We start from the raw sequence: 26,084 nt of genomic DNA, 5'->3' as shown, positions 1-26,084 counted from the left end.
GGTCGCCTCCTAGAGGGTGGATCCGACCCGCTTGAGGGCAATTTCGAAGGCATCCCTCAGGGTCGCCGTGGTGCGGATATCGCCGACCGAGACCCCCAGCTCCACCATGGTGCGGGCGATGGCGGGAGAGACCCCTGAGATGATGGCCTCGCACCCCATGAACTGGGTCGCCTTGGTGATCTTGATCAACTGGTTGGCGACCCCGGTATCCACGGTGGCAACGCCGGCTATGTCCAGCACGAAGACCCGGGCTCGGGTCTCGGCAATCTTGGTGAGCGACTTGTTCATCACGTCGGCGGTACGCATGGAGTCTATGATCCCCACCAGTGGCAGCAGCAGGATGCCGTCCCAGATGGGGGTGACCGGGGTCGACATCTCCTGCAGCGACTTGTGCAGCTCCTCGCGCACCCTGGCGGCCTCTTCCGCCTCCTCCATGGCTCGTTTGAGCTGACGGTGCTGCTCCACCTGGGCCGTGATGTCGGTGGCAAACTTGACGATCTTGCTGGGCTTGCCGTTCAGATCCAGCACCGGATTGTAGGAGCCCTGGATCCAGACCTCCTCGCCCTGCTTGCCGAGCCGGCAGAACTCGCCGGCCAGGTACTCGCCGCGGCGCAATGTCTCCCAGAAGGCGCGATAATCGGGCGACTGGGCGTAATCCGGGTCGACCAGCAACCTGTGGTGCTGACCCTTCAGCTCCTCCAGTTGATAGCCCACTATGTCGAGAAAGCGCGAGTTGGCATCCAGAATGGTGCCATCCAGGGAAAACTCCACCTTGCCCATGACCCGGCTCAGGGCATTGATCTGGCCCTCGAAGTTGGCGTTGAGCTGCTTTTGTTCGGTCAGATCCATGGCGTATTCGATGATCCGGATCAGCTTGCCCTGTGCATCCAGCATCGGGCTGCAGGTGCCCAGGGTCCACACATCTCGCCCCTGCTTGTCCAGCCGGTGGAACTCCCCCTCCTGTGGCTGGCCGCTGCGCAGTGCCTCCCAGAAGGCGGTATAGGATGGGGATTGCGCTTCATCCCGTGAGAGCAGCACCTCGTGGTGCTGGCCCTTGAGTTCGTCCAGCGAATAGTTCATGAGGGCGAGAAAGCGCGGGTTGGCGTCCAGGATCTGCCCGTCGGGGGAGAGTTCGAGCCGCGCCAGCATCTTGTCGATGGCGTCCATCTGGGCTTGGTGAGGGGATGATGCTGAGCCGGTCTTGGTGGAATGGGCAGAGGTGTGTGCGTCCATGGCATCTCCAGTGAGAGAATGTCGTTGATGTTGATGTCAATAATGGGTGTTAAGCAGTTATAGCTCACTCGGGCTCTTTAGGCCTGAATTAAGGGTCAAAAGGGGCTGATGGTGATCAGATGTGACGATCGCTCGGGTGAGGCCACATTCACGCGGCGCCTGGCGTTCATCCCGCGTGGAAAATGCCGGTTGGCGCGAGTCACCTGGTTCCGTTTTGTGGTCGGTTTCACGGTTTCGGTCGACAGCATGGGGCAGGATTGGCACCCTGTTTTATTCACGTCACGAGTCGTACCATGCCCGCTTTTCCCCGTCTTGCCCTGCTAGCCTCCCTGTTCGCCGCAACCCTCAGCCTGCCCGCCCTGGCCGATCAGGCCGTGACCAGCCCGACCGGTGTCACGACTGTGACTCTGGCCCAGCAGGCGCCCATTCACTGGGTGTCGGTGGCGCAGATTGCCGCCAGTCTGGATGGCCTGCCGCCGATGGCGGTGGGCTTCGACATCGACGATACCCTGCTCTTCTCCAGCCCGGGTTTCTATCGCGGCAAGCGGGAGTTCTCGCCCAACGACGAGAGCTACCTCAAGAATCCCGCCTTCTGGGAGAAGATGAACAATGGCTGGGATGCGTTCAGTGTGCCGAAAGAGGTGGGCAAGGCGCTGATCGCCATGCACCTCAAGCGCGGCGATCACATCTATTTCGTCACGGGTCGCTCGGCGACCAGGACCGAAACGGTGAGCCAGACGCTGCAGCAGACCATGGGGATCCCGGCCGCTCGGCTCAATCCGGTGATCTTCGCCGGCGATCAACCGGGTCAGAACACCAAGGTGCAGTGGCTCAAGGATAAACAGATGAAGATCTTCTACGGCGATGCGGATGGGGATATCAAGGCGGCGCAGGCCGTGGGTGTGCGCGGCATACGCCTGCTGCGGGCAGCCAACTCCACCTACCGGCCGCTGCCGCTGGCGGGCGCTTTGGGGGAAGAGGTGATAGTCGACTCTCAGTTCTGATCGCCGTCTTGCGGTTGGCAAAAGGGCCGGCTCCTGTCAGGAGCCGGCCCTTTTTTCCTGGCGTCTAGCGGGCGGCGAAGGTATTGCAGCTGGCGGGTTTGCCGCTGTCAAAGCCGCGCTTGAACCAGGCGTAACGCTGGGCCGAGCTGCCGTGGGTGAAGCTGTCCGGGATCACCCGGCCCTGGCTCTGCTGTTGCAGGCGGTCGTCACCTATGGCCTGGGCGGCGTTGAGCGCCTCTTCCAGATCGCCGTGCTCCAGCACCTGCTCCCGCTCCATGTAGTGGCCCCAGACGCCGGCGAAGCAGTCGGCCTGCAGTTCGAGTTTGACCGACAGCTTGTTCTGCTCGGCGCGGCTCAGTCCCTGTTGTTGCTGGCGCATCTTGCGCTCTATGCCGAGCAGGTTCTGCACGTGGTGACCCACCTCGTGCGCCACCACATAGCCCTGGGCGAAGTCGCCGTCGGCTCCCAGCTTGTCGCGCATCTCCTGATAGAAGGAGAGGTCTATGTAGACGGTGCGATCCGCCGGGCAGTAGAAGGGACCCATCACCGACTGGCCCTGACCGCAGCCGGTGCGGGTTGCGCCGCGATAGAGCACCAGTTTGGGGGCCTGATAGGGGTTGCCGCTCTGCTGGAAGATCTCGCCCCAGGCATCTTCGGTGGAGGCCAGCATCACCGAGGTGAACTTGGCCAGGGGATCCTTGGCCGGTTGAGACACCTCCTGACGCTTGGGCTGGCTCTGGGTCGTCGGCTCGCTGAGCAGGGGGGAGAGATCCACCCCGTAGTAGCCGGCCACCATGACCACCACCAGCAGGATCAGGCGACCCTTGCCGCCGATGGGAAGCCCGCCACCGCCGCCCTGCTGGCGCCTGTCTTCAACATTGTTGCTCTCACGGCGATTCTGCCAGCGCATAGCCTTGCTCCCCTCATGTGCAATGGCAGTAATGATAATGGCTGGCGGTGCGGCTTGCCTAACGGGGCCAGGCCTGCGGCCGGGCCGCAATCGGCTGGCAAGCGTGTTTATTCGGCCCAGGGCATCTCGGGCAGGGAGTCCAGAAACTGGGCGTAACGCTCGAGGTTGAAGGGACCCTGTTCCGCCTCCATCGCCATCAGTTCGGCGCCCAGGGCACAGGCGATGTATTGCAGCGCCTCTTCCCGTGGGGTGCCCTTCATCACCAGCCGCATCAGGGTCGCCTTGACCTGCAACGGGTGACCATCGATCAGCTGGTTGTCGACCATCTCCAGCAGGGTCTGTTCGTCAAAGAACTCGGTGGGTTCGCTCATGTTCAACTTCCTCGTCATGTCATAAAGGGTGCCAGTATAGCCATAATGCTATTAACACATTGAAATATGTCGATAAAAACATTCCTGTGAGGCCGCTTTTTGTTACCCATACTTACTGAGGGTTTGCTGTCGGCAAACGAAAGCCATCATAAAATTGCATGGACGGATATCAAGATGCCCACCATAGACTCGCTGTTATCCAAGCCCCAAAATCTGCCCAATGTGCCCGAAGTCATGCGCGATCTGGTGCAGACCTTCAGTGAGAAGGAACCGGATATCCTGTTGATCGCCAAGAAGATCAACAAGGATCCCGTCATTTCGGCCAAGCTGCTGCGGCTGGCCAATTCCGCCAAGTTTGGCGGCAGTCGCCAGGTCGCCACCGTCAACGAGGCTGTGGTGCGACTCGGGGTCGATGTGGTGCGCAACATGGTGCTGGCCTGCGGTTTGACAGGCTCCATCAATGCGGTGCCCGGCATCGACCTCAAGCACTTCTGGGGCAAGGTGTTCGACGTGGCCGAGCTGGCCAGACGGCTTGCCAAGCTCAAGGGCATGAAGGGGGAGGAGGTGTTCACCTGCGCCCTGCTCTACGACATGGGGCGGCTCATCATGCATGTGGGACTGCCGGAGAACATGGTGAACCACATCAAGGATCTGGAGCCCAGCAAGGGGCGCGCCAAGGCCGAGGAGCTGGTGGTCGGCTTCAACTATGCCCAGACAGGGGCCGAGATGGCCAGGCGCTGGCAATTTCCCCTCAGCATCTGCCATGCGGTGGAGTATCACTACAACCCCTTGCTGGCCAAGGAGTTCTCTGCCGAGGCTGCGCTGATCCACCTGGGCATAGTGCTGGCGGCGCAGTCGGATGTGGGGGAGGAGGCGCCACCCGAGTGGCCCGTCCAGGTGGCCGAGCGACTCGGCCTGGCCTGGCCGGATTGTGCCGCCGTGTTCATGGCCTTGCGCGAGCAGGGCAATGGCTATGCGGGTCTGCTGGCGGCCTGAGCCTGCTCATCCTGTTATCGGGGTCGCACTGCGGCCCTTTTTCATGGGGTTTGCCTTGCCAACGAGGCGGAGCAGGGGCAGTCTTGAGGGCCTGTTTTTGTTGAAAGAGTCCTTGCCATGATCCTCTCCGAGCGCCTGCAGCTGCGCGAACTGACCACAGCCGATGCCCCCTTCATTCTCGAACTGCTCAACGACAGCGACTTTCACCGTTATATCGGGGATCGCGGCATACGCACCCTGCTCGACGCCGAAAACTACATCCAGCAGGGGCCGGCGGTCAGCTATGCCCGCCATGGCCACGGCCTCTATCTGGTCGCGCGCAGGAGCGATGAGGCCAGGCTCGGCATCTGCGGCCTTATCAAGCGCGATACCTTGCCCTGCGAAGACATAGGCTACGCCTTCCTGCCCGCCTATCGGGGTCAGGGTTACGGCATAGAAGCGGCGCAAGCGGCGCTGCAAGATGGTCGGGAGAGGCTGGGGATAGAGCGGGTTATCGCCATCGTCACCCCGGGCAACGAGCGATCGGTGGCACTGCTGGCCAAGCTGGGGCTGGTGCGCAGTCGCCTGGTCAAGCTGAGCGAGGATGCTGATGAGTGTCTGCTGCTGGAGGCGGTCGGAACTCAAACCTGCCCGGTCTGAAGCGTGCAACGGCGAGGCGTGGCTGACAGTCTGTGATGGAAGGCGCTGTGAGTAACGCTGGTGCAGGAGAAATTAAGTTCAAGAGGTGAAACAAAGAGGCCGCCGTGAGTTGCGGCCTGTCTGCATCGGGCGCTGCCGGTTGGCAGGCAGGATCAGTTGAGGTCTTCGATGGAGAACTCGCCAGCGATACCATCACAGGAGATGGCGAAACCGCCGCTGAAGCGGGTGCTGAACTGGATCAGGAACGCATCGGAATCCTGCTCTTGTGGAGGCAGGTTGATGGGTTTGCTGCGACGCAGGGGCTTGTGTGTATGTATGGCTTTCATCATGGTATTTCTCTATATAAATTAAGTGTTTGCTCCTTGTTTTTGCAAATTTCAGGTTAATGGGCGCGGTCAACCGCCAGGGTCGACAAGCGCGCAGGAATACCCAGCCCGAGTCACGGGCGTCTGCACTGTCAAGGAATATGCTGATGCATAAATCAAATTGGGTGGGCAGAACGGGTCTGCGCCGTGAGAGCCGGGCAACGCAGGCAGACAGCCTGACGGTTCTCGAGGCGAGTAAATCAGAGGAAGGTTATGTAGGTACTGGCAGGATTCATCTAATGTTGAAGCATTGCGAACATAAACAGGGCTGATTAACTAGCCGGTGCGCATTCTCTCCTCGATATGAATAAAAAGCAAACAATTATTTGGCGATTTTATCTCAAATCCGTTTTTTCAGTATCGTCAGCCACAAAAAGGGCTCCCGTCGGGAGCCCTTTTGCATGATGCCTGCCGGGGTCAGCGGGTGACTCAGTAGTCGCCGGTGGCCTTCTTGGCGGCGGTGATCATGGGGGTGATGGTCATGCCCTGCACCACGATGGAGAACATCACCACAGAGTAGGTCATCACCAGGATCACTTCCCGCAGATCGACGCCGTGTTCCGGCAGCATCATGACGCCGGAGGGCAACGCCAGCGCCATGGCCATGGCCAGACCGCCGCGCAGACCGCCCCAGGTGAGGATCCGCACCGAGAACTTGTTGTAGCTGCGATAGCGGCGGAAGGCCATGTAGGGCAGCGACACGCTGATGAAGCGGGCGGCCAGACAGAGGGGAACCGCGATGACCAGCAGGATCCAGTCTTGCCAGGCGAGCTCCAGCAACACCAGCGCCAGACCGATCAACAGGAACAGCAGGGCGTTGAGGAACTGATCCATCAACTCCCAGAAGTGATCCAGGTGGTGCTTGCTCTGCTCGGAGAAGCCGGACTGGCGGGTCCAGTTGCCGATCATGATGCCGGTGACCACCATGGCCAGGGCGCCGGAGACGCCGATCATGTTGGCGAAGGCGAAGCCGGCGGTGGGAATGCAGAGGGTCAGCAGCAGCTCCAGGGAGCCGTCGTCGGTGGCGCTGATCATCACGTGGGCGATGAGGCCCAGCACGGCGCCGAACAAGATGCCGCCGAGGGCTTCATGCAGGAACAGGCCGGCCACGCTGCCGAAGGTGGGTTCAACTCCGCCAAAGGCGACGGCGAACACGGTGGCGAAGATCACCAGACCGACACCGTCGTTGAACAGGGATTCCCCTTCGATCTGGATGGCGATCTGGGGTGGCGCCTTCATCTTCTTGACGATGGCCAGCACGGCTATGGGATCGGTGGGGGAGATCAGGGCCCCGAACAACATGCAGTAGACCAGCGGCAGTTCCCAGCCCAGCAGCTTGGCGATGAACCAGAAGCCGTAGCCGATGAGGAAGGTGGAGAGCAGGGTCGCCACTATGGAGAGAATGGTGATCTCCCACTTCTGGCTACGCAATGCCTTCAGGTTGATGCCGAGACCACCGGCGAACAGCAGGAAGCCCAGGATCCCCTTCAGCAGGAAGTTCTGGAAGTCTATGCTCTCCATGGTTTTGACGGCCAGGGGTTCGAGATTGAACCAGCCCAGCTTACCGAACAACACCAGCAGCGCGGAGATCAGCATGGATCCGGCTGTGATGGCGATGGTGGTCTGGATCTTCACAACATACTGATTGGCAAAGGCGATGAAGATCGCCAAGGCTGCCAGGAAGCAGAGTGTGTAGTAGACGCTCATAGTTATTTTTCTCTTTAGTAAACAGCAAGCACGTATCCCTATTGAGGACGGGCATAGGGTACTCTGGGGTCACATGTTACTCATTACCCATTTATGAGTATATAGATCGCAATTACGGACAGATAGACGGCTAGATTTCCATTTGATTTGTTTGCTGCTAGGATGAAGTTCACGCAGTTGCATGGATGTAAGAGGAACGAGCGGTGTCGAGCATAGAGTCGAATAAAAAGTCGGACATAAAGAAGAAGCTGGAATCCTGTCTCAAGGAACGGATCCTGATCATCGACGGTGCCATGGGCACCATGATCCAGGGCTACAAGCTGGGTGAGGCGGACTATCGGGGCGAGCGCTTTGCCGACTGGCACACCGACATCAAGGGCAACAACGATCTGCTGGTGCTGACCCGGCCCGGGGTGATCCGCGAGATCCACGATCAGTACTGCGCCGCCGGCGCCGACATCCTCGAGACCAACACCTTCAATGCTACCCGTATCGCCATGGCCGATTACGAGATGGAAGCCTTCTCCGCCGAGATCAACCGCGAGGCCGCCCGTCTGGCCCGCGCCGTGGCGGACGAGTGGACGGCCAAGGACCCCACCAGGCCGCGCTTCGTGGCAGGGGTTTTGGGCCCCACCAACCGCACCTGCTCCATCTCGCCGGATGTGAACGATCCCGGCAAGCGCAACGTCACCTATGACCAGCTGGTGGCCGCCTACACCGAATCGACCCACGCCCTGATCGAAGGGGGTGCCGACATCATTCTGATCGAGACCATCTTCGATACCCTCAATGCCAAGGCCGCCGCCTTCGCGGTGGATCTGGTGTTCGAGGAGCTGGGCTATGCCCTGCCGGTGATGATCTCCGGCACCATCACCGACGCCTCGGGCCGCACCCTCTCCGGTCAGACCACGGAAGCCTTCTACCATTCGCTTCGCCACGTCAAACCCATCTCCTTCGGTCTCAACTGTGCGCTCGGCCCGGACGAGCTGCGCCAGTATGTGGAAGAGCTGTCGCGCATCAGTGAAACCCATGTCAGCGCCCACCCCAACGCCGGTCTGCCCAACGCGTTCGGCGAGTACGATCTGGACGCAGGCGAGATGGCGGAGCACATCCGCGAGTGGGCCCAGAGCGGCTTCCTCAACCTGGTGGGGGGCTGCTGCGGCACCACCCCGACCCACATCCGCGCCATGAGCGATGCGGTGGCGGGTATCCGTCCTCGCGTCTTGCCAACGCTGCCGGTCGCCTGCCGGCTGTCGGGCCTGGAGCCGCTGATCATCACGGCGGAGTCCATGTTCGTGAACGTGGGGGAGCGTACCAACGTCACCGGTTCGGCCAAGTTCAAGCGGCTGATCAAGGAGGGGCTCTACGACGAGGCCCTGGATGTCGCCAAGCAACAGGTGGAGAGCGGCGCCCAGATCATCGACATCAACATGGACGAGGGGATGCTGGACGCCGAGGCGGCCATGGTGCGCTTCCTGAACCTGATCGCCGGCGAGCCGGACATTGCCCGGGTGCCCGTGATGATCGACTCCTCCAAGTGGGAGGTGCTGGAAGCCGGCCTCAAGTGCGTGCAGGGCAAGCCGGTGGTCAACTCCATCTCCATGAAGGAGGGGGAGGAGAAATTCATCGCCCAGGCCAAGCTGCTGCGTCGCTATGGCGCCGCCGTCATTGTCATGGCGTTCGACGAGGTAGGTCAGGCGGACACCCGCGCCCGCAAGTTCGAGATCTGCCAGCGCGCCTACCGGATCCTGGTGGATCAGGTGGGCTTCCCGCCGGAAGACATCATCTTCGACCCGAACATCTTCGCGGTGGCGACCGGCATCGACGAGCACAACAACTACGCGGTGGACTTCATCGAGGCGGTGAAGGACATCAAGCAGCACCTGCCCTACGCCATGATCTCCGGCGGCGTTTCCAACGTCTCCTTCTCGTTTCGTGGCAACGAGCCGGTGCGCGAGGCGATCCACGCCGTCTTCCTCTATCACGCCATCCAGAACGGCATGGACATGGGGATAGTCAACGCCGGTCAGCTCGCCATCTACGAAGACATTCCGGCGGAGCTGAAGGCGAAGGTCGAGGCCGTGGTGCTGAACCTGAACAACAACGCCACCGAGGATCTGCTGGCCATCGCCGAGAAGTATCGCGGCGCCGGTGCCCAGGCGGAGGATCCACGGGATCAGGAGTGGCGCAGCTGGCCCGTGGGCAAGCGGCTCGAACACGCCCTGGTCAAGGGGCTCACCGACTTCATCGAGGAGGATACCGAAGAGGCGCGGGCCGGGGCCGAGAAGCCGTTGCACGTGATCGAAGGGCCCCTGATGGATGGCATGAACGTGGTCGGCGACCTGTTTGGCGCGGGCAAGATGTTCCTGCCCCAGGTGGTAAAGTCGGCACGGGTAATGAAACGGGCTGTGGCCTATCTGCAACCCTACATCGAAGCCGAGAAACAGGGCAGTTACAGCAACGGCAAGATAGTGCTCGCCACCGTGAAGGGGGACGTGCACGACATCGGCAAGAACATCGTCGGCGTGGTGCTGCAGTGCAACAACTACGAGATAGTGGATCTCGGGGTCATGGTCTCCTGCGAGACCATCCTCAAGACGGCGAGGGAAGTGGGAGCGGACATCATAGGACTGTCGGGTTTGATCACCCCGTCTCTCGACGAGATGGTGCACGTGGCCAAGGAGATGGAGCGCCAGGGCTTCAAGCTGCCGCTGCTGATCGGCGGGGCCACCACCTCCAAGGCCCACACAGCGGTCAAGATAGAGCAGAACTACAGCGAACCTGTGGTCTATGTGTCGAACGCCTCCCGCGCCGTCGGGGTGGCCCAGAGCCTGCTGAACCCAGAGCTCAAGCCTGCGTTTGTCGCCCGCATCGACAAGGAGTACGAGATAGCGCGGGATCAGCATGCCCGCAAGCAGCCGAGATCCAAGCCGGTCAGCCTGGCCCACGCCCGCGCCAACCGCCATCAGCTGGACTGGGTAAACTATCAACCGCCGGCCCCCCGTGAGCCCGGAGTGCAGACGTTCGAAAACGTGCCGGTTTCGGTGCTGCGCCCCTACATCGACTGGACGCCGTTTTTCCTGAGCTGGGAGCTGGCGGGCAAGTATCCGCGTATCCTGGAGGACGAGATCATAGGCGAGGAGGCGACCAAGCTGTTTGCCGACGCCAACGCCATGCTGGACCAGCTGGAGCGGGACAAGAGCGTGCGCTGCGCCGGCATCATAGGCCTGTTCCCCGCCAACGGGGTGGGGGACAGCATAGAGGTCTATACCGACGAGTCGCGCACCGAGGTCATCAAGGTGCTGCACCACCTGCGCCAGCAGAGCGAGAAGCAGGGCTTCCCGAACTACTGCCTGGCGGACTATGTGGCACCCAAGGAGAGCGGCAAGCCGGACTGGATCGGTGCCTTCGCGGTGACCGGTGGCATAGGTGAGGAGGTCATAGCGCAGGCCTACAAGGCCGATCACGACGACTACAACGCCATCCTCATTCAGGCGGTGTGCGATCGTTTGGCGGAGGCCTTCGCCGAGTACCTGCACGAGCAGGTGCGCAAAGTGCACTGGGGCTATGCCCAGGACGAGGCGCTCTCCAACGAGGAGCTTATTCGCGAGAACTACCGTGGCATACGTCCGGCGCCGGGCTATCCCGCTTGCCCCGAGCACACCGAGAAGGGCAGCATCTGGGAGCTGCTGGGGGTCGAGCAGACCATCGGCATGAAGCTCACCGAGTCCTACGCCATGTGGCCGGGCGCGGCCGTGTCGGGCTGGTACTTCTCCCACCCGGACAGCAAATACTTCGCGGTGGCGCAGATCCAGCAGGATCAGGTGGAAGACTACGCCGTGCGCAAGGGCATGACGCTGGTGGAAGCCGAGCGCTGGCTGGGGCCAAACCTGAACTGAATGGTGATCTCCCCGTGACACGGGTTGATCTTTGACGAGAAACGGCGGCATCCTTGGGCTGGTGGACAGACCAGCTTAGGGCCGCCGTTTGACATATCGGTGACAACGGGATTGCAGTGTGCAGTTCTGTGTGGTTTGTCTTGTTGTCAGGAGAAACAATTGGCGTTGTCTTGGCGCTGTGGCACCTTATACTCTCCCGCCCCATCCTGCCCAGGCACTGCCTTCTAGCGGAATTTTCATGAAGATCGCCATTTTATCCCGTGAGCCCAGAAACTATTCCACCCGCCGTCTGGTCGAGGTGGCACAGGCGCGCGGTCATCAGGTAGAGGTGCTCGACACCCTGCGCTGCTACATGAATATTGCCTCCCACAGCCCCTCCATTCACTACGAAGGACGCGAGCTGGAGAGTTACGACGCCGTGATCCCGCGCATCGGCGCCAGCATCACCTTTTACGGCACCGCCGTGCTGCGCCAGTTCGAGATGATGAACACCATGGCCCTCAACAGCTCGGTGGCCATCTCCCGTTCCCGTGACAAGCTGCGCGCCATGCAGTTGCTGTCGCGCCACGGCATAGGTCTGCCCATCACCGGCTATGCCCACAGCACCCACGATGTGCCGGATCTCATCACCATGGTGGGGGGCGCGCCGCTGGTGGTGAAGCTGCTGGAGGGAACTCAGGGGATAGGCGTTGTGCTGTGCGAGACCCAGAAGGCCGCCGAGAGCGTGATCGAGGCCTTTATCCAGACCAACAACAACATTCTGGTGCAGGAGTATATCCGCGAGGCCAACGGCGCCGACATTCGTTGTCTGGTGGTCAATGGCAAGGTGGTGGCGGCCATGCGTCGTCAGGCCCAGCCGGGGGAGTTTCGCTCCAACCTGCACCGTGGCGGTACCGCCGAGGCGATCAAGATAAGCCCGGAAGAGCGCGCGACTGCGGTGCAGGCCGCCAAGATCATGGGGCTGGATGTGGCCGGGGTGGATATTCTGCGCAGTGCCCGTGGCCCATTGGTGCTGGAGGTAAACTCCTCCCCCGGCCTGCAGGGGGTGGAAGCGGCCTCCGGCAAGGATGTGGCGGGCAAGATCATCGAGTTCCTCGAACTCAAGGCGAGCCGCAAGAACAAGCCTGCCGAATGAGTGCAGCAACCGGAATGGTTGGAACAGACGAGGCGCCTTCGGGCGCCTCGTCGTTTTTTGGCTCGCCGCTCGGGTGAGGGGCCGGGCCGCCAGGGTGAGCCCGATCTGGCCGTCGGTGCAGCTCAACCCCCCCCTCAATCAGGTTGCCGAGGGGTCGAGCAAGAGGGGGTGGAGAAGGTCATGGCGCTGCGCGAGAAGGAGGGTTCCAGGAGGCCCTGGCCGGCGGAACGAGCGGCAAGATAGGGTTGCAAATGACGCTCATGCTTGCGTTATCATCTGTTGCAAAATTGCACCACCTCACGATCAAACACCAATGCTTAATTATTTTCTGGATGAAGTGACTGGATTGCGGTGCCGCACTTGCCTCCAGGTGGCACAAACGCTCTACTTGGCGCCCTTCGCACGTCGCGGAACATAAAAATTTAATAAAACTATCTGCGGATTTCTTGCACGAATACGCCATTCGCGCCGACTTCCGTCATGATTTTACCTTGTCATAGGCAGACTACGCAGCATGAATAACCAAAAATTAACATCCAGAGACATAGTAGCTCTGGGCTTCATGACCTTCGCGCTCTTCGTCGGCGCAGGCAACATCATATTCCCGCCCATGGTCGGATTGCAGGCTGGTGAGCTGGTGTGGAGCGCCGCCGCCGGCTTCCTGCTGACGGCGGTCGGTCTGCCGGTGCTCACAGTGGTGGCGCTGGCCAAGGTGGGGGGCGGCGTGGATGCCCTGAGTGCGCCCATCGGCCGCAAGGCCGGGCTGCTGCTCGCCACCGTCTGCTATCTGGCCGTGGGGCCGCTGTTTGCCACCCCGCGTACGGCGACCGTCTCCTACGAGGTGGGGCTGGCGCCCCTGTTTGGCGATGATGGCTCGGCCTTGCTGATCTACAGCCTGGTCTACTTCAGCCTGGTGATCGGCATCTCCCTCTACCCGGGCCGGCTGCTCGACACAGTGGGCCACGTGCTTGCGCCGATCAAGATCCTGGCGCTGGCGGCGCTGGGCCTCGCCGTTCTGTTGTGGCCTGCCGGTTCTGCCATCCCTGCCATCGAGAGCTACCAGCATCAGCCTTTCTCCAACGGCTTCGTCAATGGCTACCTCACCATGGACACCCTGGGCGCCATGGTGTTTGGCATCGTCATCGTCAATGCGGCCCGCTCGCGCGGGGTGAGCAGCGCCAAGTTGCTCACCCGTTACACCATACTGGCCGGCCTCATCGCCGGGATGGGCTTGACCCTGGTCTACCTCAGCCTGTTCCGCTTGGGCTCGGTGAGCGGTGAACTTGTGCCCCATGCCCAGAATGGCGCCGAGATCCTGCACGCCTACGTCCAGCACACCTTTGGCAGCATGGGCAGCGGCTTCCTGGCGCTGCTCATCTTCATCGCCTGTCTGGTGACGGCCGTCGGCCTGACCTGCGCCTGCGCCGAGTTCTTCGCCCAGTACCTGCCGCTCTCCTACCGCACCCTGGTGTTGCTGCTGGGGGGCTTCTCCATGCTGGTCTCGAACCTGGGGCTGAGCCACCTGATCCAGCTCTCGGTGCCGGTACTGACCGCCATCTATCCCCCCTGCATAGTGCTGGTGGTGCTGAGTTTCACCCTGCGCTGGTGGGGCAACGGCACCCGGGTGGTGGGGCCTGTCATGCTGATCAGCCTGCTGTTCGGCCTGATCGACGGGCTCAAGGCCTCGGCCCTGGCCGACCTGCTGCCGGCCTGGAGCCTGGCCCTGCCCCTGAACGAGCAGGGGCTGGCCTGGCTGCCGCCCTCGCTGTGTGCCCTGCTGCTGGCGGCCCTCTGGGATCGCCTGCAGGGTCGCCCACAGGTGGCGCCTGTCAGTAAGGGCCTGGCCTGAATGCAAAACCGGCCTCCTGGCCGGTTTTGGTGGCGGAAACAATGAACAAGGCGCCCTCGGGCGCCTTGTTGTTTTCACTCCATCATCGCCAGTCTGGCGCTGAAGATGCCGTCCTCCAGCCGGGTCTCTATCTGCCAGCCCAGCTTCTCGCAGATGCGCTGGATGATGGTGAGGCCGCAGCCATAGCCCAGGATCTGATCCGGCGCGGCCGCCGTCGGGTTGCTGATGGTGAGCAGGGGCCCGCACAGCTCGATCTCTATGTGTCCTTCGGCATAGCTGAGGGCGTTCTTGAGCAGGTTGCCGAGCGCGATGGCGAGCAATGAGAGGGGGGCGTCCACCTCGCTCTCCTCGTCCAGATGTAGCCGGATGTCCAGCGTCTCCCGCTGCAACAGCGGGGCCAGGCGCGCCAGCTCCTGCTGGATCAGCGGCGCTACCCGTTGTGGGGGACGCTCCACCGCCTCCTTGCGGCCCAGCAGCAGGAAGGTTTCGGTGAGCAGCGCCATCTCGTCGGCGGCGGCGCGAATGCGCAGGGTGGCGCGGGCGGCCGGAGCCGGCAGGTCAGTTACCTTGCCGAGCAGGGCGGCGGACCCCTGGATCACCATGTTGGGGGTGCGCAGCTCGTGGCTGGCGAAGCGGCTGAACTCCTGTTCGCGGGCGAACACGGCGGCCACCTCGTGCTTGCCGGTCAGCAGCGCCAGCTCTATGTCCCGCAGCTCCTGCCAGGGGGCGTCGGGTACGAAATCCGCCTGATCCGGCGTGAGATGAGCCACCCGTTGACGCAATCGCTCAAGGGGGCGTGTGATGTGGCGCACCAGCCAGATGCCGAAGCCGATGCAGGCGAGCAGCAGGGCCAGCCCGATCAGCCGGGTCGCCAGATGCAGCTGGTCTTCATAGGGATCAAGGTAGTCGTCGGCGTCATCGTTGAATACCAGATAGAGCAGCCCCTCGCCGGACGGATGGGGCCGCACCAGGAAGTGCTTGTCTTCATCCCCCAGCACATGTTCGTAGAAGCCCGGGCTCTGATAGGGCTTGAGCCAGGCGGGCAGCCGGCCGGCCTGGGTCCAGTAGCTGGAGAACTGACGCGGGCTGGGGGCGGGGGCCGCCACGCCGAGCCGCAGCCAGTCGTCGTTGTAGCGGGTCACCTCGGCTTCCAGCCAGTGACGCAGGCTCAGCTCCTCCATCTTGTCTTCGGCCACCACCATCAGCAGGCTGATGATGATCAGCAGCAGCATGCCGGCCCCGCTCAGGGTCAGGATCAGGCGACGGCGCAGGCTGGGCAGGCTGTTCTGGGTATCTGGCCGTGTCTGGTCAAGGCCTTCGGCAGGCTGGCCCATTGAGTCACCCGATGGGGATGGCTCATGGCCTCCGGGTTTGGTCATGGGGTCGCCAGTCGCTGGTCGGTCATGGTCTCTTGGTTTGGTCATGGGGTCACCAGTCGCTGGTCGGTCATGGCCTCCGGGTTGGGTCATGGGGTCACCAGCCGATAGCCCTGGCCGTGCAGGGTTTCCAGCATAGGGGTGGCAAAGGGCTTGTCGAGCGCGTTGCGCAGGGCGTAGATGTGGCTGCGCAGGGCATCGGAGTCGGGCTCTTCATCGCCCCAGACTGTGTCGAGCACCTCCTGACGGCTTACCAGATGGGGGGCGCGACGCACCAGCAGGGTGAGGATCTGGAACGGGATCTTGCCGAGCTTGAGCTCGACCCCGGCGCGGGTGGCGCGGCCGCTGGCGGGATCCAGCGTCAGCTCGCCCACGCACAGCGCCCCCATGTCGCTGCGGGGGCCGCGCAGGGCCAGCGCCTGCAGCCGCACTTCCAGCTCCTCCATGGCGAAGGGCTTGACCAGATAGTCATCGCCACCGGCCCGAAAGCCCGCCAGCTTGTCATCCAGGCTGTCGCGGGCGGTGAGAAACAGCACCGGGGTCGCGACCCCGTCGGCTCTCAGTCGCTCTACCGTGCTCAGACCGTCCAGGCGTGGCATCATGACGTCCATTATGATGACGTCGAAGCGCTGCTGCGCCAGCAGTTGCAGTGCCGCCTGACCGTGATAGGCACAGTCCATCCTGTGCCCGGCCAGCTCCAGGTAATCCATGATGGTTTCCGCCACCTGGGGATTGTCTTCCACCACCAGTATTTTCATGTTTTGATCTCCTGGTTTTGACCGGCATTTCACGCTCGTCTCACACCGGACAAGCCATCCTGTGTGGCAGTGTAACCCCGAGGATCCCCGATGAAGAAGTCTCTCTGCGCGCTCTTGCTGTTTATCTTGTTGCCACTTGGCACCGCGCAGTCGGCCGAGTTCAAATTGACCGGCCGCACCACCTGGCAGCTGGGCCAGCTGATGGTCAACGGCATTCCCTTCGTGCTCGATGAAGGGACCCGCTTCAAGGACGGGCTGAGCGAGGACGATCTCGGTGGCACCTGGGTCGATCTGGAAGGGGTGATGGAGGGCGAGCTGAGGGTGATCCGCGAAGTGGAGGCGCTGGAGGAGGACGATGAGATGGAGCTGGAAGGGCCGGTCGCGCAGGGGCGAATCTGGGGGTATGTCACTTCGGATGACAGCCTGGCCCCCTTCGAAGGCCGCTGGCTGGAGCTGGAGTGCAAGTTTGACGGCATGCGGTTGAGCCGCTGCCGCGAGGACGACTGAACATAAGCTTCAATTGTCTACCGGCAAAATGGCCTGCTCAGATCCATAGTTAAACCTCGACACGAGTTTGACCATGGGCTTATTGCTATGACGCGCACCTCCCTTCTGTTGCTGGCACTGCCGCTCTGCACCCTGGCCGCCGATGGCGAGCTCTGGCTGGTGGAACTGGAACACAACGACGGCATTCGCCTGCAATTTCAGGGCGCCGAACTGGAACTGGGCAGTGCACGCCTGAGCGGGGTTCGCCACACAGACGAGCTCAGACCCGGCATGCGGCTCGCCATCCTCAGCCGTGACGGCGTCGCCGAGCATATTCGCCGCACAGATCTCGCGCCCGAGTCAGCTGCGGCCGTTCACTGGCGACGGGCGCAGGCCCCCTTGCTTGCGGTGGCCGGTCACTCGCTGCAATTGCAGGGGTTGGGCACAATCACCTTCGATGCCGGCACCCGCTGGCTCAACGGCGGTCCCGCCGATCTGCAACCGGGTCGCCAATTGGTGCTGAGCCGCGATGAAACGGGTCGGGCAACCGAGATCCTAATCCCCAACCCCGAGGATGAATAAGGAGATAGCGCCACAGGGTGGCGCTATCTTGCCGCTTATTTGAAGTGAATATTCTCGAGAGGTATCTGGGTTGCGTTCCATGATGTAGCGCAGGGGGTCGGGCTTGGATAGGTAAACTCGAACAGTTTCTGTTTATCCTTATTGAGACCCTGAATGATGACTCGGGTTCGGTTGTCGGCAGCGGCATAGTTGATCAGAAAGTCCCCTTGGTCAGACAACTTGTCTTCGTAGATGCTGGAGCAGATATCTGAATAGATGCCGTCGTCAAAACTCCAGGCCACCTGAGCCGTCTTGTTCTGGCTGTCGATATCGAAAATGGCGGTCTGACTGGTGGCGAGATCTATGCCGGTCGGGGTGCCTGCAGGGTTGTTGAAGCTTCTTCTCCCATTGTTGAACAGCATCAATTTTCCGCCTTTGGTGATGGACACTGCGTGTTGCCCTATGGGTGTTTGCCCCGATGAGAGTGACAAGGCCAGCTTTTGCAGGGAGGGGTAGGAGTACCAGTGTTTGGTTTCATCCCCCAGCAACCAGATGATTCTTCCTGTGTTGTAATCCAGCTTCACGACGAAATTTTCGCGGCTGGAGACTAATAAGGTGTCATCGGCAGGATCGTAAGCCGCTGCGTTCATGTGGAACCAATCCACGCCATCTCGGACAAAATTGCTGGGGTCATCCCCCTCCTGTAGCATATATTCAGAGAATATTTTACCCAGATCCCACTCTTGGATTATCTTGCCCTTGCTGTCTATTTCACTTAAAAATGACTCTATTTTCAATGCTCCGCCGGTAGTGCCATCCAGTTCAATCAACACACCGGTTTTTCCTTGGTCAATATTATGGTGAAAATAGGCATCACTGCCCATTACTGTTCCATCAACAGCGAATGAATCTGTTTTCCCATAGAGGGACAAGACATCTATAGTTTTGTTTTTTGTACTGCCAGTCAGGAAGTTATTTTCCATGAAAACAGATGAGCCTGAAGCCTTCTTTATATCAGCATCCCAACGGACCTCACCATCTATATCCATTATGATGGGCGATTTTTTTGACCCTTTTAGATAAAAATAACTGTAGCTAGGAGTCGAGCTCGGCTTGATGCTAATACCAACATTGTCATAAATACCTATGCTGTCTATATAGGCTGCCGTTGCGAGTGTTTTCTTGAATGAGTAGGTGCTGTCATCGATTAACTGGATGTTAATCGTCAGTTCATTGAGGTAATCACTATAAAGACCAAAAATCGGAATTTTTATTCTATTATTTGCAGTGTCATATAGGTTGTTTTTTGATAGGTAGTTCCAATCATATGTTGCGGAGACTGACTTGGCGTGGTTACCCTCTTTCGTTTTGATATTAAAAGAGACGTTTTTTATTTTGTTTGTATCCAGCCCAGTCAGATCCAGGGCGGAGATAAATACGGAATCATGAATATCATCTTCCATGGCCTGTGTCGTTGGATCATAAACAAGTTGTTCCGCCAGTGTTTTACTGCTGCTACTACCATTACAACCATATAACCCGGAGCAGACGAGGCTTAGCAGAAATGCCTTCTTCATAGTCATCATAAACATCATCCTTGTGTTAATGAACTGCATCCATTGTAGTGAAAAATTCATGGTTGAGCTGAAAAGTGAGCTTTGCATGTTGGCGCCATCTTGTCGGAGAGCCGACCGTATAGCAACGTCAGGCTGAGACCGTTAATTCGGGGGCCGGGCAAGCTGACCAGGCTAACAGCAGCCTGCGGCAAGGCGCGGGGGCACAGAAGAGCTCGATGTTCTCTGTACCATCTTCACTCAGGAGAGCCTCGCCGATGAAGAGCTGGGTTATCAGCATTTTGATAACTTATCCAAGCTCCACCGATCTGCAACTGGGTCAGGTGACCGAGATCCCGCTCCCCAACCCCGAGGATGAACTGGAGTAAGGTTTACACCATCCAATTCCGCAATATCGATATTGCTAATTTAGAAATATCTTTTATACGTATATTCTGAAAAATGATTAAGTAACGAATAAAATAATAGAGTGGATGCTCTGATATGATATCAATCAATATTGAATGAAGTTCAATTTATGATTTTGTTAATATGTTGTGCATATTAAAATGTGGGCTGGATCGCATATTGAGATTAATATGACTGATATTGTCGTACTCACATGCCACCCGCTGATATATAAAGTTGGTGAATGCATGTCAATGTTCAATATATTGGGGTTGCTATGCAAAAATTAAAACTAACTGGCTTGTCATTAATCATATCCGGCCTGCTGATGGCACAGGCGCAAGCGGCTGAGCCCGTCTATCCAGACCAGCTTCGCTTGTTTTCATTGGGCCAAGGGGTCTGTGGCGACAAGTATCGCCCCGTCAATCGAGAAGAAGCCCAAAGCGTTAAAAGCAATATTGTCGGCATGATGGGACAATGGCAAATAAGCGGGCTGGCCAACGGCTGGGTCATTATGGGGCCGGGTTATAACGGTGAAATAAAACCAGGGACAGCGTCCAATACCTGGTGTTATCCGACCAACCCTGTTACCGGTGAAATACCGACACTGTCTGCCCTGGATATTCCAGATGGTGACGAAGTCGATGTGCAGTGGCGACTGGTACATGACAGTGCGAATTTCATCAAACCAACCAGCTATCTGGCCCATTACCTCGGTTATGCCTGGGTGGGCGGCAATCACAGCCAATATGTCGGCGAAGACATGGATGTGACCCGTGATGGCGACGGCTGGGTGATCCGTGGCAACAATGACGGCGGCTGTGACGGCTATCGCTGTGGTGACAAGACCGCCATCAAGGTCAGCAACTTCGCCTATAACCTGGATCCCGACAGCTTCAAACATGGCGATGTCACCCAGTCCGACCGCCAGCTGGTCAAGACAGTGGTGGGCTGGGCGGTCAACGACAGCGACACCCCCCAATCCGGCTATGACGTCACCCTGCGCTACGACACTGCCACCAACTGGTCCAAGACCAACACCTATGGCCTGAGCGAGAAGGTGACCACCAAGAACAAGTTCAAGTGGCCACTGGTGGGGGAAACCGAACTCTCCATCGAGATTGCTGCCAACCAGTCCTGGGCGTCCCAGAACGGGGGCTCGACCACCACCTCCCTGTCTCAGTCCGTGCGACCGACTGTGCCGGCCCGCTCCAAGATCCCGGTGAAGATCGAGCTCTACAAGGCCGACATCTCCTACCCCTATGAGTTCAAGGCCGATGTCAGCTATGACCTGACCCTGAGCGGCTTCCTGCGCTGGGGCGGCAACGCCTGGTATACCCATCCGGACAACCGTCCGAACTGGAACCACACCTTCGTCATAGGTCCGTACAAGGACAAGGCGAGCAGCATTCGCTACCAGTGGGACAAGCGTTACATCCCGGGTGAAGTGAAGTGGTGGGACTGGAACTGGACCATACAGCAGAACGGTCTGTCTACCATGCAGAACAACCTGGCCAGAGTGCTGCGCCCGGTGCGGGCGGGGATCACCGGTGATTTCAGTGCCGAGAGCCAGTTTGCCGGCAACATAGAGATCGGTGCTCCCGTGCCGCTTGCGGCTGACAGCAAGGTGCGTCGTGCTCGCAGTGTGGACGGCGCTGGTCAGGGCCTGAGGCTGGAGATCCCGCTCGATGCGCAAGAGCTCTCCGGGCTTGGCTTCAACAACGTCAGCCTCAGCGTGACCCCTGCTGCCAATCAATAACGGCAGCGAGTTGTAGTGATGGAACCGGGCCTCTGGCCCGGTTTTTGTTTGCACTGGTCGGGCTTGTTAAAGGCTTGTGCTTTCCATTTCCCCACTTATACTGGCGCCATCTTGTCGGAGTGCCAACCGTCGAACGACGCGAGGCTGAGACCGTTAATTCGGGATCCGTGGAACCTGATCAGGCTAGCACCTGCGAAGGGAAACAAGGGTAACTTGCGGGTTGCCGCGCCGGGGGAGGGACAAGCCTCTCCCGCTCATCAAGAGGAGCCATTCCTCGATGAGTCAGGGCGCACAAGAGGGAGTCTGTCCCGTCCGGTCTGCCCAGGAGGGCGTCGTACGACCCACCTGACAAGGGGGGATCCGGACAGCAGAGCAGGGAGGAACAGATCCCGGGCTCGCTCCCTCTTGCGGCACAACTCACCCACAGGTTCATCACTTCTCCTCGAACTCCAGACAAGCAAACACCCATAACTTCAACCAGTTAATGAGAGTTTTGCTATGTCTACTTCCGTATCATCCGCCACTGAACAGGCCGTATCCGAGCAGGCTGTTTCCGAACAGCGCAAGCCAGCCCCCAGCCGTCGCGAGCAGCGCGCCAGCGCCCAGCGCTTTATCGACAACCTCAAGGGGATGGCCCACCCCAACTCCAGCCGCATCTTCATCGAAGGTTCTCGCCCCGATATCCGGGTGGGGCTGCGTGAAATCACCCTGGCCGACACCCTGGTCGGCGGCAGCAAGGAGAACCCGCAGTTCGAAGCCAACGAGCCTGTCCCCGTCTATGACACCTCGGGTGCCTATGGCGATGAGCATGCGGTCATCGACGTGCGTCTCGGTCTGCCGCGCCTGCGGCAAGGCTGGGTGCTGGAGCGGGGGGATACCGAGGAACTCTATGGCCTCAGCTCCGCCTTCACTCAGGAGCGCCTCGCCGACGAGGGGCTGGATCACCTGCGTTTTGATAACTTGCCCAAGCCCCGCCGCGCCAAGCCGGGCCGCCGGGTGACCCAGCTGCACTATGCCCGTCAGGGGCTGATCACCCCGGAGATGGAATTTATCGCCATCCGCGAGAACATGGGCCGCGAGCGGGTGCGCTCCGAGCTGCTGCTGCGCCAGCATCCGGGTCAGGGTTTCGGCGCCCGCCTGCCCGAGAACATCACCCCCGAGTTCGTGCGCGATGAGGTGGCCGCCGGCCGCGCCATCATCCCCAACAACGTCAACCACCCGGAAACCGAGCCCATGATCATAGGCCGCAACTTCCTGGTGAAGATCAACGCCAACATAGGCAACTCGGCGGTCAGCTCCAGCATCGAAGAGGAGGTGGAGAAGCTGGTCTGGTCCACCCGCTGGGGCGCCGACACCGTGATGGATCTCTCCACCGGTCGCAATATCCACGAGACCCGCGAGTGGATCCTGCGCAACAGCCCGGTCCCCATCGGTACAGTGCCCATCTATCAGGCGCTGGAGAAGACCAACGGCATCGCCGAAGACCTCACCTGGGAGCTGTTCCGCGACACCTTGCTCGAACAGGCCGAGCAGGGTGTGGACTACTTCACCATCCATGCCGGCGTCTTGCTGCGCTACGTGCCCATGACCGCCAAGCGCCTCACCGGCATCGTCTCACGCGGCGGCAGCATCATGGCCAAGTGGTGCCTATCGCACCACAAGGAGAACTTCCTCTACCAGCATTTTCGCGAGATCTGCGAGCTGTGCGCCGCCTATGACGTGGCCTTGTCGCTCGGCGACGGCCTGCGTCCCGGCTCAGTCTATGATGCCAACGACGAAGCCCAGTTCGCCGAGCTGTACACCCTGGGCGAGCTGACCAAGATCGCCTGGGAGTACGACGTCCAGGTGATGATCGAGGGGCCGGGCCATGTGCCCATGCACATGATAGAGCGCAACATGACGGAGCAGCTGGAACACTGCCACGAGGCGCCCTTCTATACGTTGGGCCCGCTCACCACAGACATAGCCCCCGGCTACGATCACTTCACCTCCGGCATAGGCGCCGCCATGATCGGCTGGTACGGCTGCGCCATGCTCTGCTACGTTACCCCCAAGGAGCACCTGGGGCTGCCGAACAAGGAGGACGTGAAGCAAGGCCTCATCACCTACAAGATCGCCGCCCACGCCGCGGATCTCGCCAAGGGTCACCCGGGCGCCCAGATCCGCGACAACGCCATGTCCAAGGCGCGCTTCGAGTTCCGCTGGGAGGATCAGTTCAATCTGGCGCTGGATCCCGAAACCGCCCGCGCCTACCACGACGAGACTCTGCCCCAGGAGTCCGGCAAGGTGGCGCACTTCTGCTCCATGTGCGGCCCCAAGTTCTGCTCCATGAAGATCACCCAGGACGTGCGCGACTATGCGGCCAGCCTGGAAGCGGTCGAGGTGAAGCTGGTGGGCATGGATGGCCAGCAGGAGCGGGTGGTGGCCGAGGTGGAAAGCGGCATGAGTCGCATGGCTGAGACCTTCAAGGAGAAGGGGAGCGAACTCTACCATCAGGCGGCGGCCCTCAAACCGGCGCGGGAGGAGGCATGAACAGCCGACCCATAGTCTGGACCATAGCCGGTTCCGACTCGGGGGGCGGCGCCGGTATTCAGGCCGATCTGCACACATTGCACAGCCTGGGTGTACACGGCTGCTCCGTCATCTCCGCCATCACGGCCCAGAATTCGGTGGCGGTGAAGATGGTCGACCCAGTGCTGATGCAGACCTTCTGCGCCCAGATCGACGCCCTCGGCGTCGATCTGCAGGCGGCGGCCATCAAGATAGGCCTGCTGCCGACCCGGCTCCATGTGGAGGTGTTGGCCCGGCGGCTCGATACTCTGGCAGCGCCTTTTGTGGTCTACGACCCGGTGGCGATTGCCAGCACGGGCACCCCCATGGCCGAAGCCAACATGCTGGCGGCGGTGCGTGAGCACCTGCTGCCGCGACTCTCCCTCATCACCCCCAACGGCCCCGAGCTGGAAGCACTGACCGGCATTCCCGCCAGCAGCCCTGAGCTGGTGCGGGCGGGGGCGGCGCGACTGCGGGAACTCGGCGCCCGCGCCGTGCTGGTCAAGGGCGGCCATCTGGGCTGGAGCGAAGAGCTCTGCCTCGATTACTACCAGGACGAGCACCGCGAGTTCTGGCTAGGGGCACCACGCCTCGACACCCGCCACGGCCACGGCACCGGCTGCTGCTACGCCAGCGCCATCGCCGCCGTGGTGGCGCAGGATCACCCGGTCGATGACGCCATCACGCTGGCGCGCGCCTACCTGCAGCAAGGCTTGGCGGGGGCGCAAGGGGTGGGGGCCGGCCCTGGCCCCATAGCCCATCTCGGCTGGCCGACCAGTCTCGCGCACTTTCCCCGCGCCGTACTGGCGGGATCGAGCCTGGATCGCCGCTTTGGTCTCTATCCCGCCAGCGAGGCTCGCCTGCCGGATGGCCCCTTCGCCCGGACCGAACATCGGCTCGGCCTCTATCCTGTGGTGGATTCGGTCAAGTGGCTCAGGCGCCTGCTGGGGGCCGGGGTCAAGACCATCCAGCTGCGCATCAAGAACCTGCCCGCCGCCCAGGTAGCACCGGCCATTCGCGATGCGGTGGCGCTCGGTCGCCGCCACGGTGCGCGGCTCTTCATCAACGACCATTGGCAGCAGGCCATAGCCGCCGGTGCCTACGGCGTGCATCTGGGGCAGGAGGACATGGAGACGGCGGATCTCTCCGCCATCCAGGCCGCCGGCCTGCGCCTCGGTCTCTCCACCCACGGCTACTTCGAGCTGATGCGGGCCCGCGAGCTGGCCCCCTCCTACATAGCGCTGGGTCATATCTTCCCCACCAACACCAAGCAGATGCCGTCCCGCCCGCAGGGGCTGGTGCGGCTGCAACGCTATCGGGCACTCATGTGCGACTGGCCGACGGTCGCCATCGGCGGCATCGGCGAGGATAGAGTGGCTGCGGTGCAGGCAAGCGGGGTGGGCAGCATTGCCCTGGTCTCTGCCATCACGGCCAGCGACGACTGGCAGGGGGTGACCGAGCGGCTGCTGGCGGCCGTGGGGGCGGGGGATGAGCCTTGCTCTGCGCTTACCCATAAGGCCATCACGCAGCAGGAGGCCGATCATGCTCTCTGATGCGGAGTACCTGCGCTACGGCAGGCAGCTGATGCTGAGCGAAATCGGCGAGGCGGGGCAGGCGAGGCTGAAAGCGGCATCCGTGCTGATCGTCGGCCTCGGCGGGCTCGGTTCGCCGTTGGCGCTCTATCTGGCCGGAGCCGGGGTGGGTACCTTGTGGCTCGCCGACGGCGACGTGGTGGATTCCAGCAACCTGCCGCGCCAGATCCTGTTCGATTCCGAGGCGGTCAATCGCTCTAAGGCCGAGCTGGCCCGGGAGCGGTTGGTGGCCCACAACCCCCATGTGGAGCTGATTGCCATCAATCAGCGGCTCGATGAGCAGAGCCTGCCGGCCTTCGTGGCCGAGGTGGATCTGGTTGTCGACTGCTGCGACAACCTGGCCAGCCGCCACGCCATCAACGCCGCCTGCGTGGCTCATAACAAGTCCTGGATCTCGGCCGCCGCCGTCGGCTGGCAGGGTCAGCTGATGGTGCGCACTGCTCCCGAACAGGCCTGCTACGCCTGCCTCTATCCGCTGGATACCCGCATCACGGAAAGCTGCCAGAGCAGCGGTGTCACAGGCCCGCTGGTGGGCGTGATGGGCGCCTTGCAGGCGCTGGAAGCCCTGCGTCTGCTGCTGGGCAAACCCAGCCCGGTGGCGGGCACATTGCGTCGCTTCGATGCTCTGACCCACGAGTGGCAGACCCTGGGGTTGTCCCCCGATCCCGCCTGCCCAGTGTGCGGCAGCGTCACCCTTGCCCAGCCCATGGAGGATGCGCAATGAAGATCCGATTGAACGACAGCGAGCTGGTGCTGACGACCAGCCCGGATAACCAGATCAGCGTGGCCGAGCTGCTGGCGGCCCGCGAGGTTGCCCCGCAGGGGGTGGCGGTGGCCCTCAACGGCGCCGTGCTGCCCCGCAGCCGCTGGCCAGACACCCGACTCAATGACGGGGACCAGATCCACCTTTTCACTGCCATCGCCGGAGGCTGA

At 61.0% G+C, this 26,084-nt stretch carries 21 protein-coding genes and 1 riboswitch; of the genes, 13 read left to right on the top strand and 8 right to left on the bottom strand.

What is annotated here, in order from left to right; genetic code table 11:
- Positions 1 to 9 precede the first annotated feature (9 nt).
- Complete coding sequence (locus ACM3N8_RS13045) at positions 10 to 1,233, bottom strand: PAS domain-containing protein (RefSeq protein WP_103471768.1); 1,224 nt, start codon at positions 1,231 to 1,233, stop codon at positions 10 to 12.
- Between the two features lie 293 nt (positions 1,234 to 1,526).
- Between ACM3N8_RS13045 and aphA the strand changes: the two genes are divergently transcribed.
- Positions 1,527 to 2,237, top strand: a complete 711-nt coding sequence (gene aphA / locus ACM3N8_RS13040) for an acid phosphatase AphA (RefSeq protein WP_416016207.1) — start codon at positions 1,527 to 1,529, stop codon at positions 2,235 to 2,237.
- 64 nt (positions 2,238 to 2,301) lie between these two features.
- On the opposite strand, the gene ACM3N8_RS13035 is transcribed toward aphA, so the two are convergent.
- Together ACM3N8_RS13035 and ACM3N8_RS13030 are read right to left on the bottom strand one after the other, a co-directional pair.
- Positions 2,302 to 3,147 (bottom strand): neutral zinc metallopeptidase, encoded by an 846-nt coding sequence (locus tag ACM3N8_RS13035; RefSeq protein ID WP_416016206.1) that lies wholly within the window; start codon positions 3,145 to 3,147, stop codon positions 2,302 to 2,304.
- Between the two features lie 107 nt (positions 3,148 to 3,254).
- On the bottom strand, positions 3,255 to 3,518 hold the full coding sequence (locus ACM3N8_RS13030) for a hypothetical protein (protein WP_043134924.1): 264 nt from the start codon (positions 3,516 to 3,518) through the stop codon (positions 3,255 to 3,257).
- 174 nt (positions 3,519 to 3,692) lie between these two features.
- Here ACM3N8_RS13030 and ACM3N8_RS13025 point away from each other — a divergent pair, with 174 nt between their 5' ends.
- Complete coding sequence (locus ACM3N8_RS13025; RefSeq protein ID WP_043134925.1) at positions 3,693 to 4,514, top strand: HDOD domain-containing protein; 822 nt, start codon at positions 3,693 to 3,695, stop codon at positions 4,512 to 4,514.
- A gap of 117 nt (positions 4,515 to 4,631) precedes the next feature.
- Positions 4,632 to 5,153, top strand: a complete 522-nt coding sequence (locus ACM3N8_RS13020) for a GNAT family N-acetyltransferase (RefSeq protein ID WP_416016205.1) — start codon at positions 4,632 to 4,634, stop codon at positions 5,151 to 5,153.
- Positions 5,154 to 5,305: 152 nt separating this feature from the next.
- Here ACM3N8_RS13020 and ACM3N8_RS13015 read toward each other — a convergent pair whose 3' ends face one another.
- Together ACM3N8_RS13015 and ACM3N8_RS13010 are read right to left on the bottom strand one after the other, a co-directional pair.
- Positions 5,306 to 5,482: a hypothetical protein gene (locus ACM3N8_RS13015; RefSeq protein WP_098980954.1), complete on the bottom strand. Its 177-nt coding sequence runs from the start codon at positions 5,480 to 5,482 to the stop codon at positions 5,306 to 5,308.
- A 465-nt stretch (positions 5,483 to 5,947) separates the two neighbouring features.
- A complete protein-coding gene (locus tag ACM3N8_RS13010; protein WP_103471759.1) occupies positions 5,948 to 7,225 on the bottom strand; it encodes a cation:proton antiporter in 1,278 nt (425 codons plus the stop codon).
- A 203-nt stretch (positions 7,226 to 7,428) separates the two neighbouring features.
- On the opposite strand from ACM3N8_RS13010, the gene metH reads away from it, so the two are divergent.
- From metH to brnQ, 3 genes are all read left to right on the top strand, one after another.
- On the top strand, positions 7,429 to 11,124 hold the full coding sequence (gene metH / locus ACM3N8_RS13005) for a methionine synthase (protein ID WP_416016204.1): 3,696 nt from the start codon (positions 7,429 to 7,431) through the stop codon (positions 11,122 to 11,124).
- Between the two features lie 238 nt (positions 11,125 to 11,362).
- The gene (rimK, locus tag ACM3N8_RS13000; protein WP_043134929.1) at positions 11,363 to 12,259 is read left to right on the top strand and encodes a 30S ribosomal protein S6--L-glutamate ligase; all 897 of its coding nucleotides are present in this window, start codon (positions 11,363 to 11,365) and stop codon (positions 12,257 to 12,259) included.
- A gap of 514 nt (positions 12,260 to 12,773) precedes the next feature.
- On the top strand, positions 12,774 to 14,108 hold the full coding sequence (gene brnQ / locus ACM3N8_RS12995; RefSeq protein ID WP_098980951.1) for a branched-chain amino acid transport system II carrier protein: 1,335 nt from the start codon (positions 12,774 to 12,776) through the stop codon (positions 14,106 to 14,108).
- Between the two features lie 74 nt (positions 14,109 to 14,182).
- Here brnQ and ACM3N8_RS12990 read toward each other — a convergent pair whose 3' ends face one another.
- Together ACM3N8_RS12990 and ACM3N8_RS12985 are read right to left on the bottom strand one after the other, a co-directional pair.
- A complete protein-coding gene (locus tag ACM3N8_RS12990; protein ID WP_416016224.1) occupies positions 14,183 to 15,442 on the bottom strand; it encodes a sensor histidine kinase in 1,260 nt (419 codons plus the stop codon).
- 131 nt (positions 15,443 to 15,573) lie between these two features.
- On the bottom strand, positions 15,574 to 16,242 hold the full coding sequence (locus ACM3N8_RS12985; RefSeq protein WP_241325999.1) for a response regulator transcription factor: 669 nt from the start codon (positions 16,240 to 16,242) through the stop codon (positions 15,574 to 15,576).
- Between the two features lie 90 nt (positions 16,243 to 16,332).
- Between ACM3N8_RS12985 and ACM3N8_RS12980 the strand changes: the two genes are divergently transcribed.
- On the top strand, positions 16,333 to 16,749 hold the full coding sequence (locus ACM3N8_RS12980) for a hypothetical protein (protein WP_043134934.1): 417 nt from the start codon (positions 16,333 to 16,335) through the stop codon (positions 16,747 to 16,749).
- 87 nt (positions 16,750 to 16,836) lie between these two features.
- Positions 16,837 to 17,310, top strand: coding sequence for a hypothetical protein (locus ACM3N8_RS12975; protein WP_290018903.1), 474 nt, complete (start codon positions 16,837 to 16,839; stop codon positions 17,308 to 17,310).
- 35 nt (positions 17,311 to 17,345) lie between these two features.
- Here the strand turns inward: ACM3N8_RS12975 and ACM3N8_RS12970 are convergent, their stop codons facing one another.
- Positions 17,346 to 18,875, bottom strand: coding sequence for an aryl-sulfate sulfotransferase (locus ACM3N8_RS12970; RefSeq protein WP_290018902.1), 1,530 nt, complete (start codon positions 18,873 to 18,875; stop codon positions 17,346 to 17,348).
- A gap of 652 nt (positions 18,876 to 19,527) precedes the next feature.
- Between ACM3N8_RS12970 and aerA the strand changes: the two genes are divergently transcribed.
- The 5 genes from aerA to thiS all read left to right on the top strand — a co-directional run bounded on the left by aerA (position 19,528) and on the right by thiS (position 26,084).
- Positions 19,528 to 21,009, top strand: coding sequence for a beta-barrel pore-forming toxin aerolysin (gene aerA / locus ACM3N8_RS12965; RefSeq protein ID WP_290018900.1), 1,482 nt, complete (start codon positions 19,528 to 19,530; stop codon positions 21,007 to 21,009).
- Positions 21,010 to 21,114: 105 nt separating this feature from the next.
- Positions 21,115 to 21,228: riboswitch (TPP riboswitch) on the top strand.
- Positions 21,229 to 21,507: 279 nt separating this feature from the next.
- Positions 21,508 to 23,541 carry a phosphomethylpyrimidine synthase ThiC gene (thiC, locus tag ACM3N8_RS12960; protein WP_290018898.1) on the top strand — a complete coding sequence of 678 codons (2,034 nt, stop codon included), beginning with the start codon at positions 21,508 to 21,510 and terminating at the stop codon, positions 23,539 to 23,541.
- Positions 23,538 to 25,112: a thiamine phosphate synthase gene (gene thiE / locus ACM3N8_RS12955; RefSeq protein WP_416016203.1), complete on the top strand. Its 1,575-nt coding sequence runs from the start codon at positions 23,538 to 23,540 to the stop codon at positions 25,110 to 25,112. Before thiC ends, thiE begins: the two co-directional genes overlap by 4 nt.
- A complete protein-coding gene (locus tag ACM3N8_RS12950) occupies positions 25,102 to 25,875 on the top strand; it encodes a HesA/MoeB/ThiF family protein (protein WP_290018894.1) in 774 nt (257 codons plus the stop codon). Before thiE ends, ACM3N8_RS12950 begins: the two co-directional genes overlap by 11 nt.
- Complete coding sequence (gene thiS, locus ACM3N8_RS12945; protein WP_098980943.1) at positions 25,872 to 26,084, top strand: sulfur carrier protein ThiS; 213 nt, start codon at positions 25,872 to 25,874, stop codon at positions 26,082 to 26,084. The genes ACM3N8_RS12950 and thiS overlap by 4 nt, the downstream gene beginning before the upstream one ends.

The sequence above is a fragment of the Aeromonas sp. A04 genome (genome assembly GCF_047780465.1).
GTDB classification, from domain to species: domain Bacteria; phylum Pseudomonadota; class Gammaproteobacteria; order Enterobacterales; family Aeromonadaceae; genus Aeromonas; species Aeromonas bestiarum.
Note: the sequence above shows the minus strand (reverse complement) of the source record. Positions and strands in the feature narration are given on the sequence as shown.

What these genes read in the sequence shown, in the direction of transcription:
- ACM3N8_RS13045 (WP_103471768.1), bottom strand. Translation starts at nt 1,233, where the DNA reads ATGGACGCACACACCTCTGCCCATTCCACCAAGACCGGCTCAGCATCA.
- aphA (WP_416016207.1), top strand. Translation starts at nt 1,527, where the DNA reads ATGCCCGCTTTTCCCCGTCTTGCCCTGCTAGCCTCCCTGTTCGCCGCA.
- ACM3N8_RS13035 (WP_416016206.1), bottom strand. Translation starts at nt 3,147, where the DNA reads ATGCGCTGGCAGAATCGCCGTGAGAGCAACAATGTTGAAGACAGGCGC.
- ACM3N8_RS13030 (WP_043134924.1), bottom strand. Translation starts at nt 3,518, where the DNA reads ATGAGCGAACCCACCGAGTTCTTTGACGAACAGACCCTGCTGGAGATG.
- ACM3N8_RS13025 (WP_043134925.1), top strand. Translation starts at nt 3,693, where the DNA reads ATGCCCACCATAGACTCGCTGTTATCCAAGCCCCAAAATCTGCCCAAT.
- ACM3N8_RS13020 (WP_416016205.1), top strand. Translation starts at nt 4,632, where the DNA reads ATGATCCTCTCCGAGCGCCTGCAGCTGCGCGAACTGACCACAGCCGAT.
- ACM3N8_RS13015 (WP_098980954.1), bottom strand. Translation starts at nt 5,482, where the DNA reads ATGATGAAAGCCATACATACACACAAGCCCCTGCGTCGCAGCAAACCC.
- ACM3N8_RS13010 (WP_103471759.1), bottom strand. Translation starts at nt 7,225, where the DNA reads ATGAGCGTCTACTACACACTCTGCTTCCTGGCAGCCTTGGCGATCTTC.
- rimK (WP_043134929.1), top strand. Translation starts at nt 11,363, where the DNA reads ATGAAGATCGCCATTTTATCCCGTGAGCCCAGAAACTATTCCACCCGC.
- brnQ (WP_098980951.1), top strand. Translation starts at nt 12,774, where the DNA reads ATGAATAACCAAAAATTAACATCCAGAGACATAGTAGCTCTGGGCTTC.
- ACM3N8_RS12990 (WP_416016224.1), bottom strand. Translation starts at nt 15,442, where the DNA reads ATGGGCCAGCCTGCCGAAGGCCTTGACCAGACACGGCCAGATACCCAG.
- ACM3N8_RS12985 (WP_241325999.1), bottom strand. Translation starts at nt 16,242, where the DNA reads ATGAAAATACTGGTGGTGGAAGACAATCCCCAGGTGGCGGAAACCATC.
- ACM3N8_RS12980 (WP_043134934.1), top strand. Translation starts at nt 16,333, where the DNA reads ATGAAGAAGTCTCTCTGCGCGCTCTTGCTGTTTATCTTGTTGCCACTT.
- ACM3N8_RS12975 (WP_290018903.1), top strand. Translation starts at nt 16,837, where the DNA reads ATGACGCGCACCTCCCTTCTGTTGCTGGCACTGCCGCTCTGCACCCTG.
- ACM3N8_RS12970 (WP_290018902.1), bottom strand. Translation starts at nt 18,875, where the DNA reads ATGATGACTATGAAGAAGGCATTTCTGCTAAGCCTCGTCTGCTCCGGG.
- aerA (WP_290018900.1), top strand. Translation starts at nt 19,528, where the DNA reads ATGCAAAAATTAAAACTAACTGGCTTGTCATTAATCATATCCGGCCTG.
- thiC (WP_290018898.1), top strand. Translation starts at nt 21,508, where the DNA reads ATGTCTACTTCCGTATCATCCGCCACTGAACAGGCCGTATCCGAGCAG.
- thiE (WP_416016203.1), top strand. Translation starts at nt 23,538, where the DNA reads ATGAACAGCCGACCCATAGTCTGGACCATAGCCGGTTCCGACTCGGGG.
- ACM3N8_RS12950 (WP_290018894.1), top strand. Translation starts at nt 25,102, where the DNA reads ATGCTCTCTGATGCGGAGTACCTGCGCTACGGCAGGCAGCTGATGCTG.
- thiS (WP_098980943.1), top strand. Translation starts at nt 25,872, where the DNA reads ATGAAGATCCGATTGAACGACAGCGAGCTGGTGCTGACGACCAGCCCG.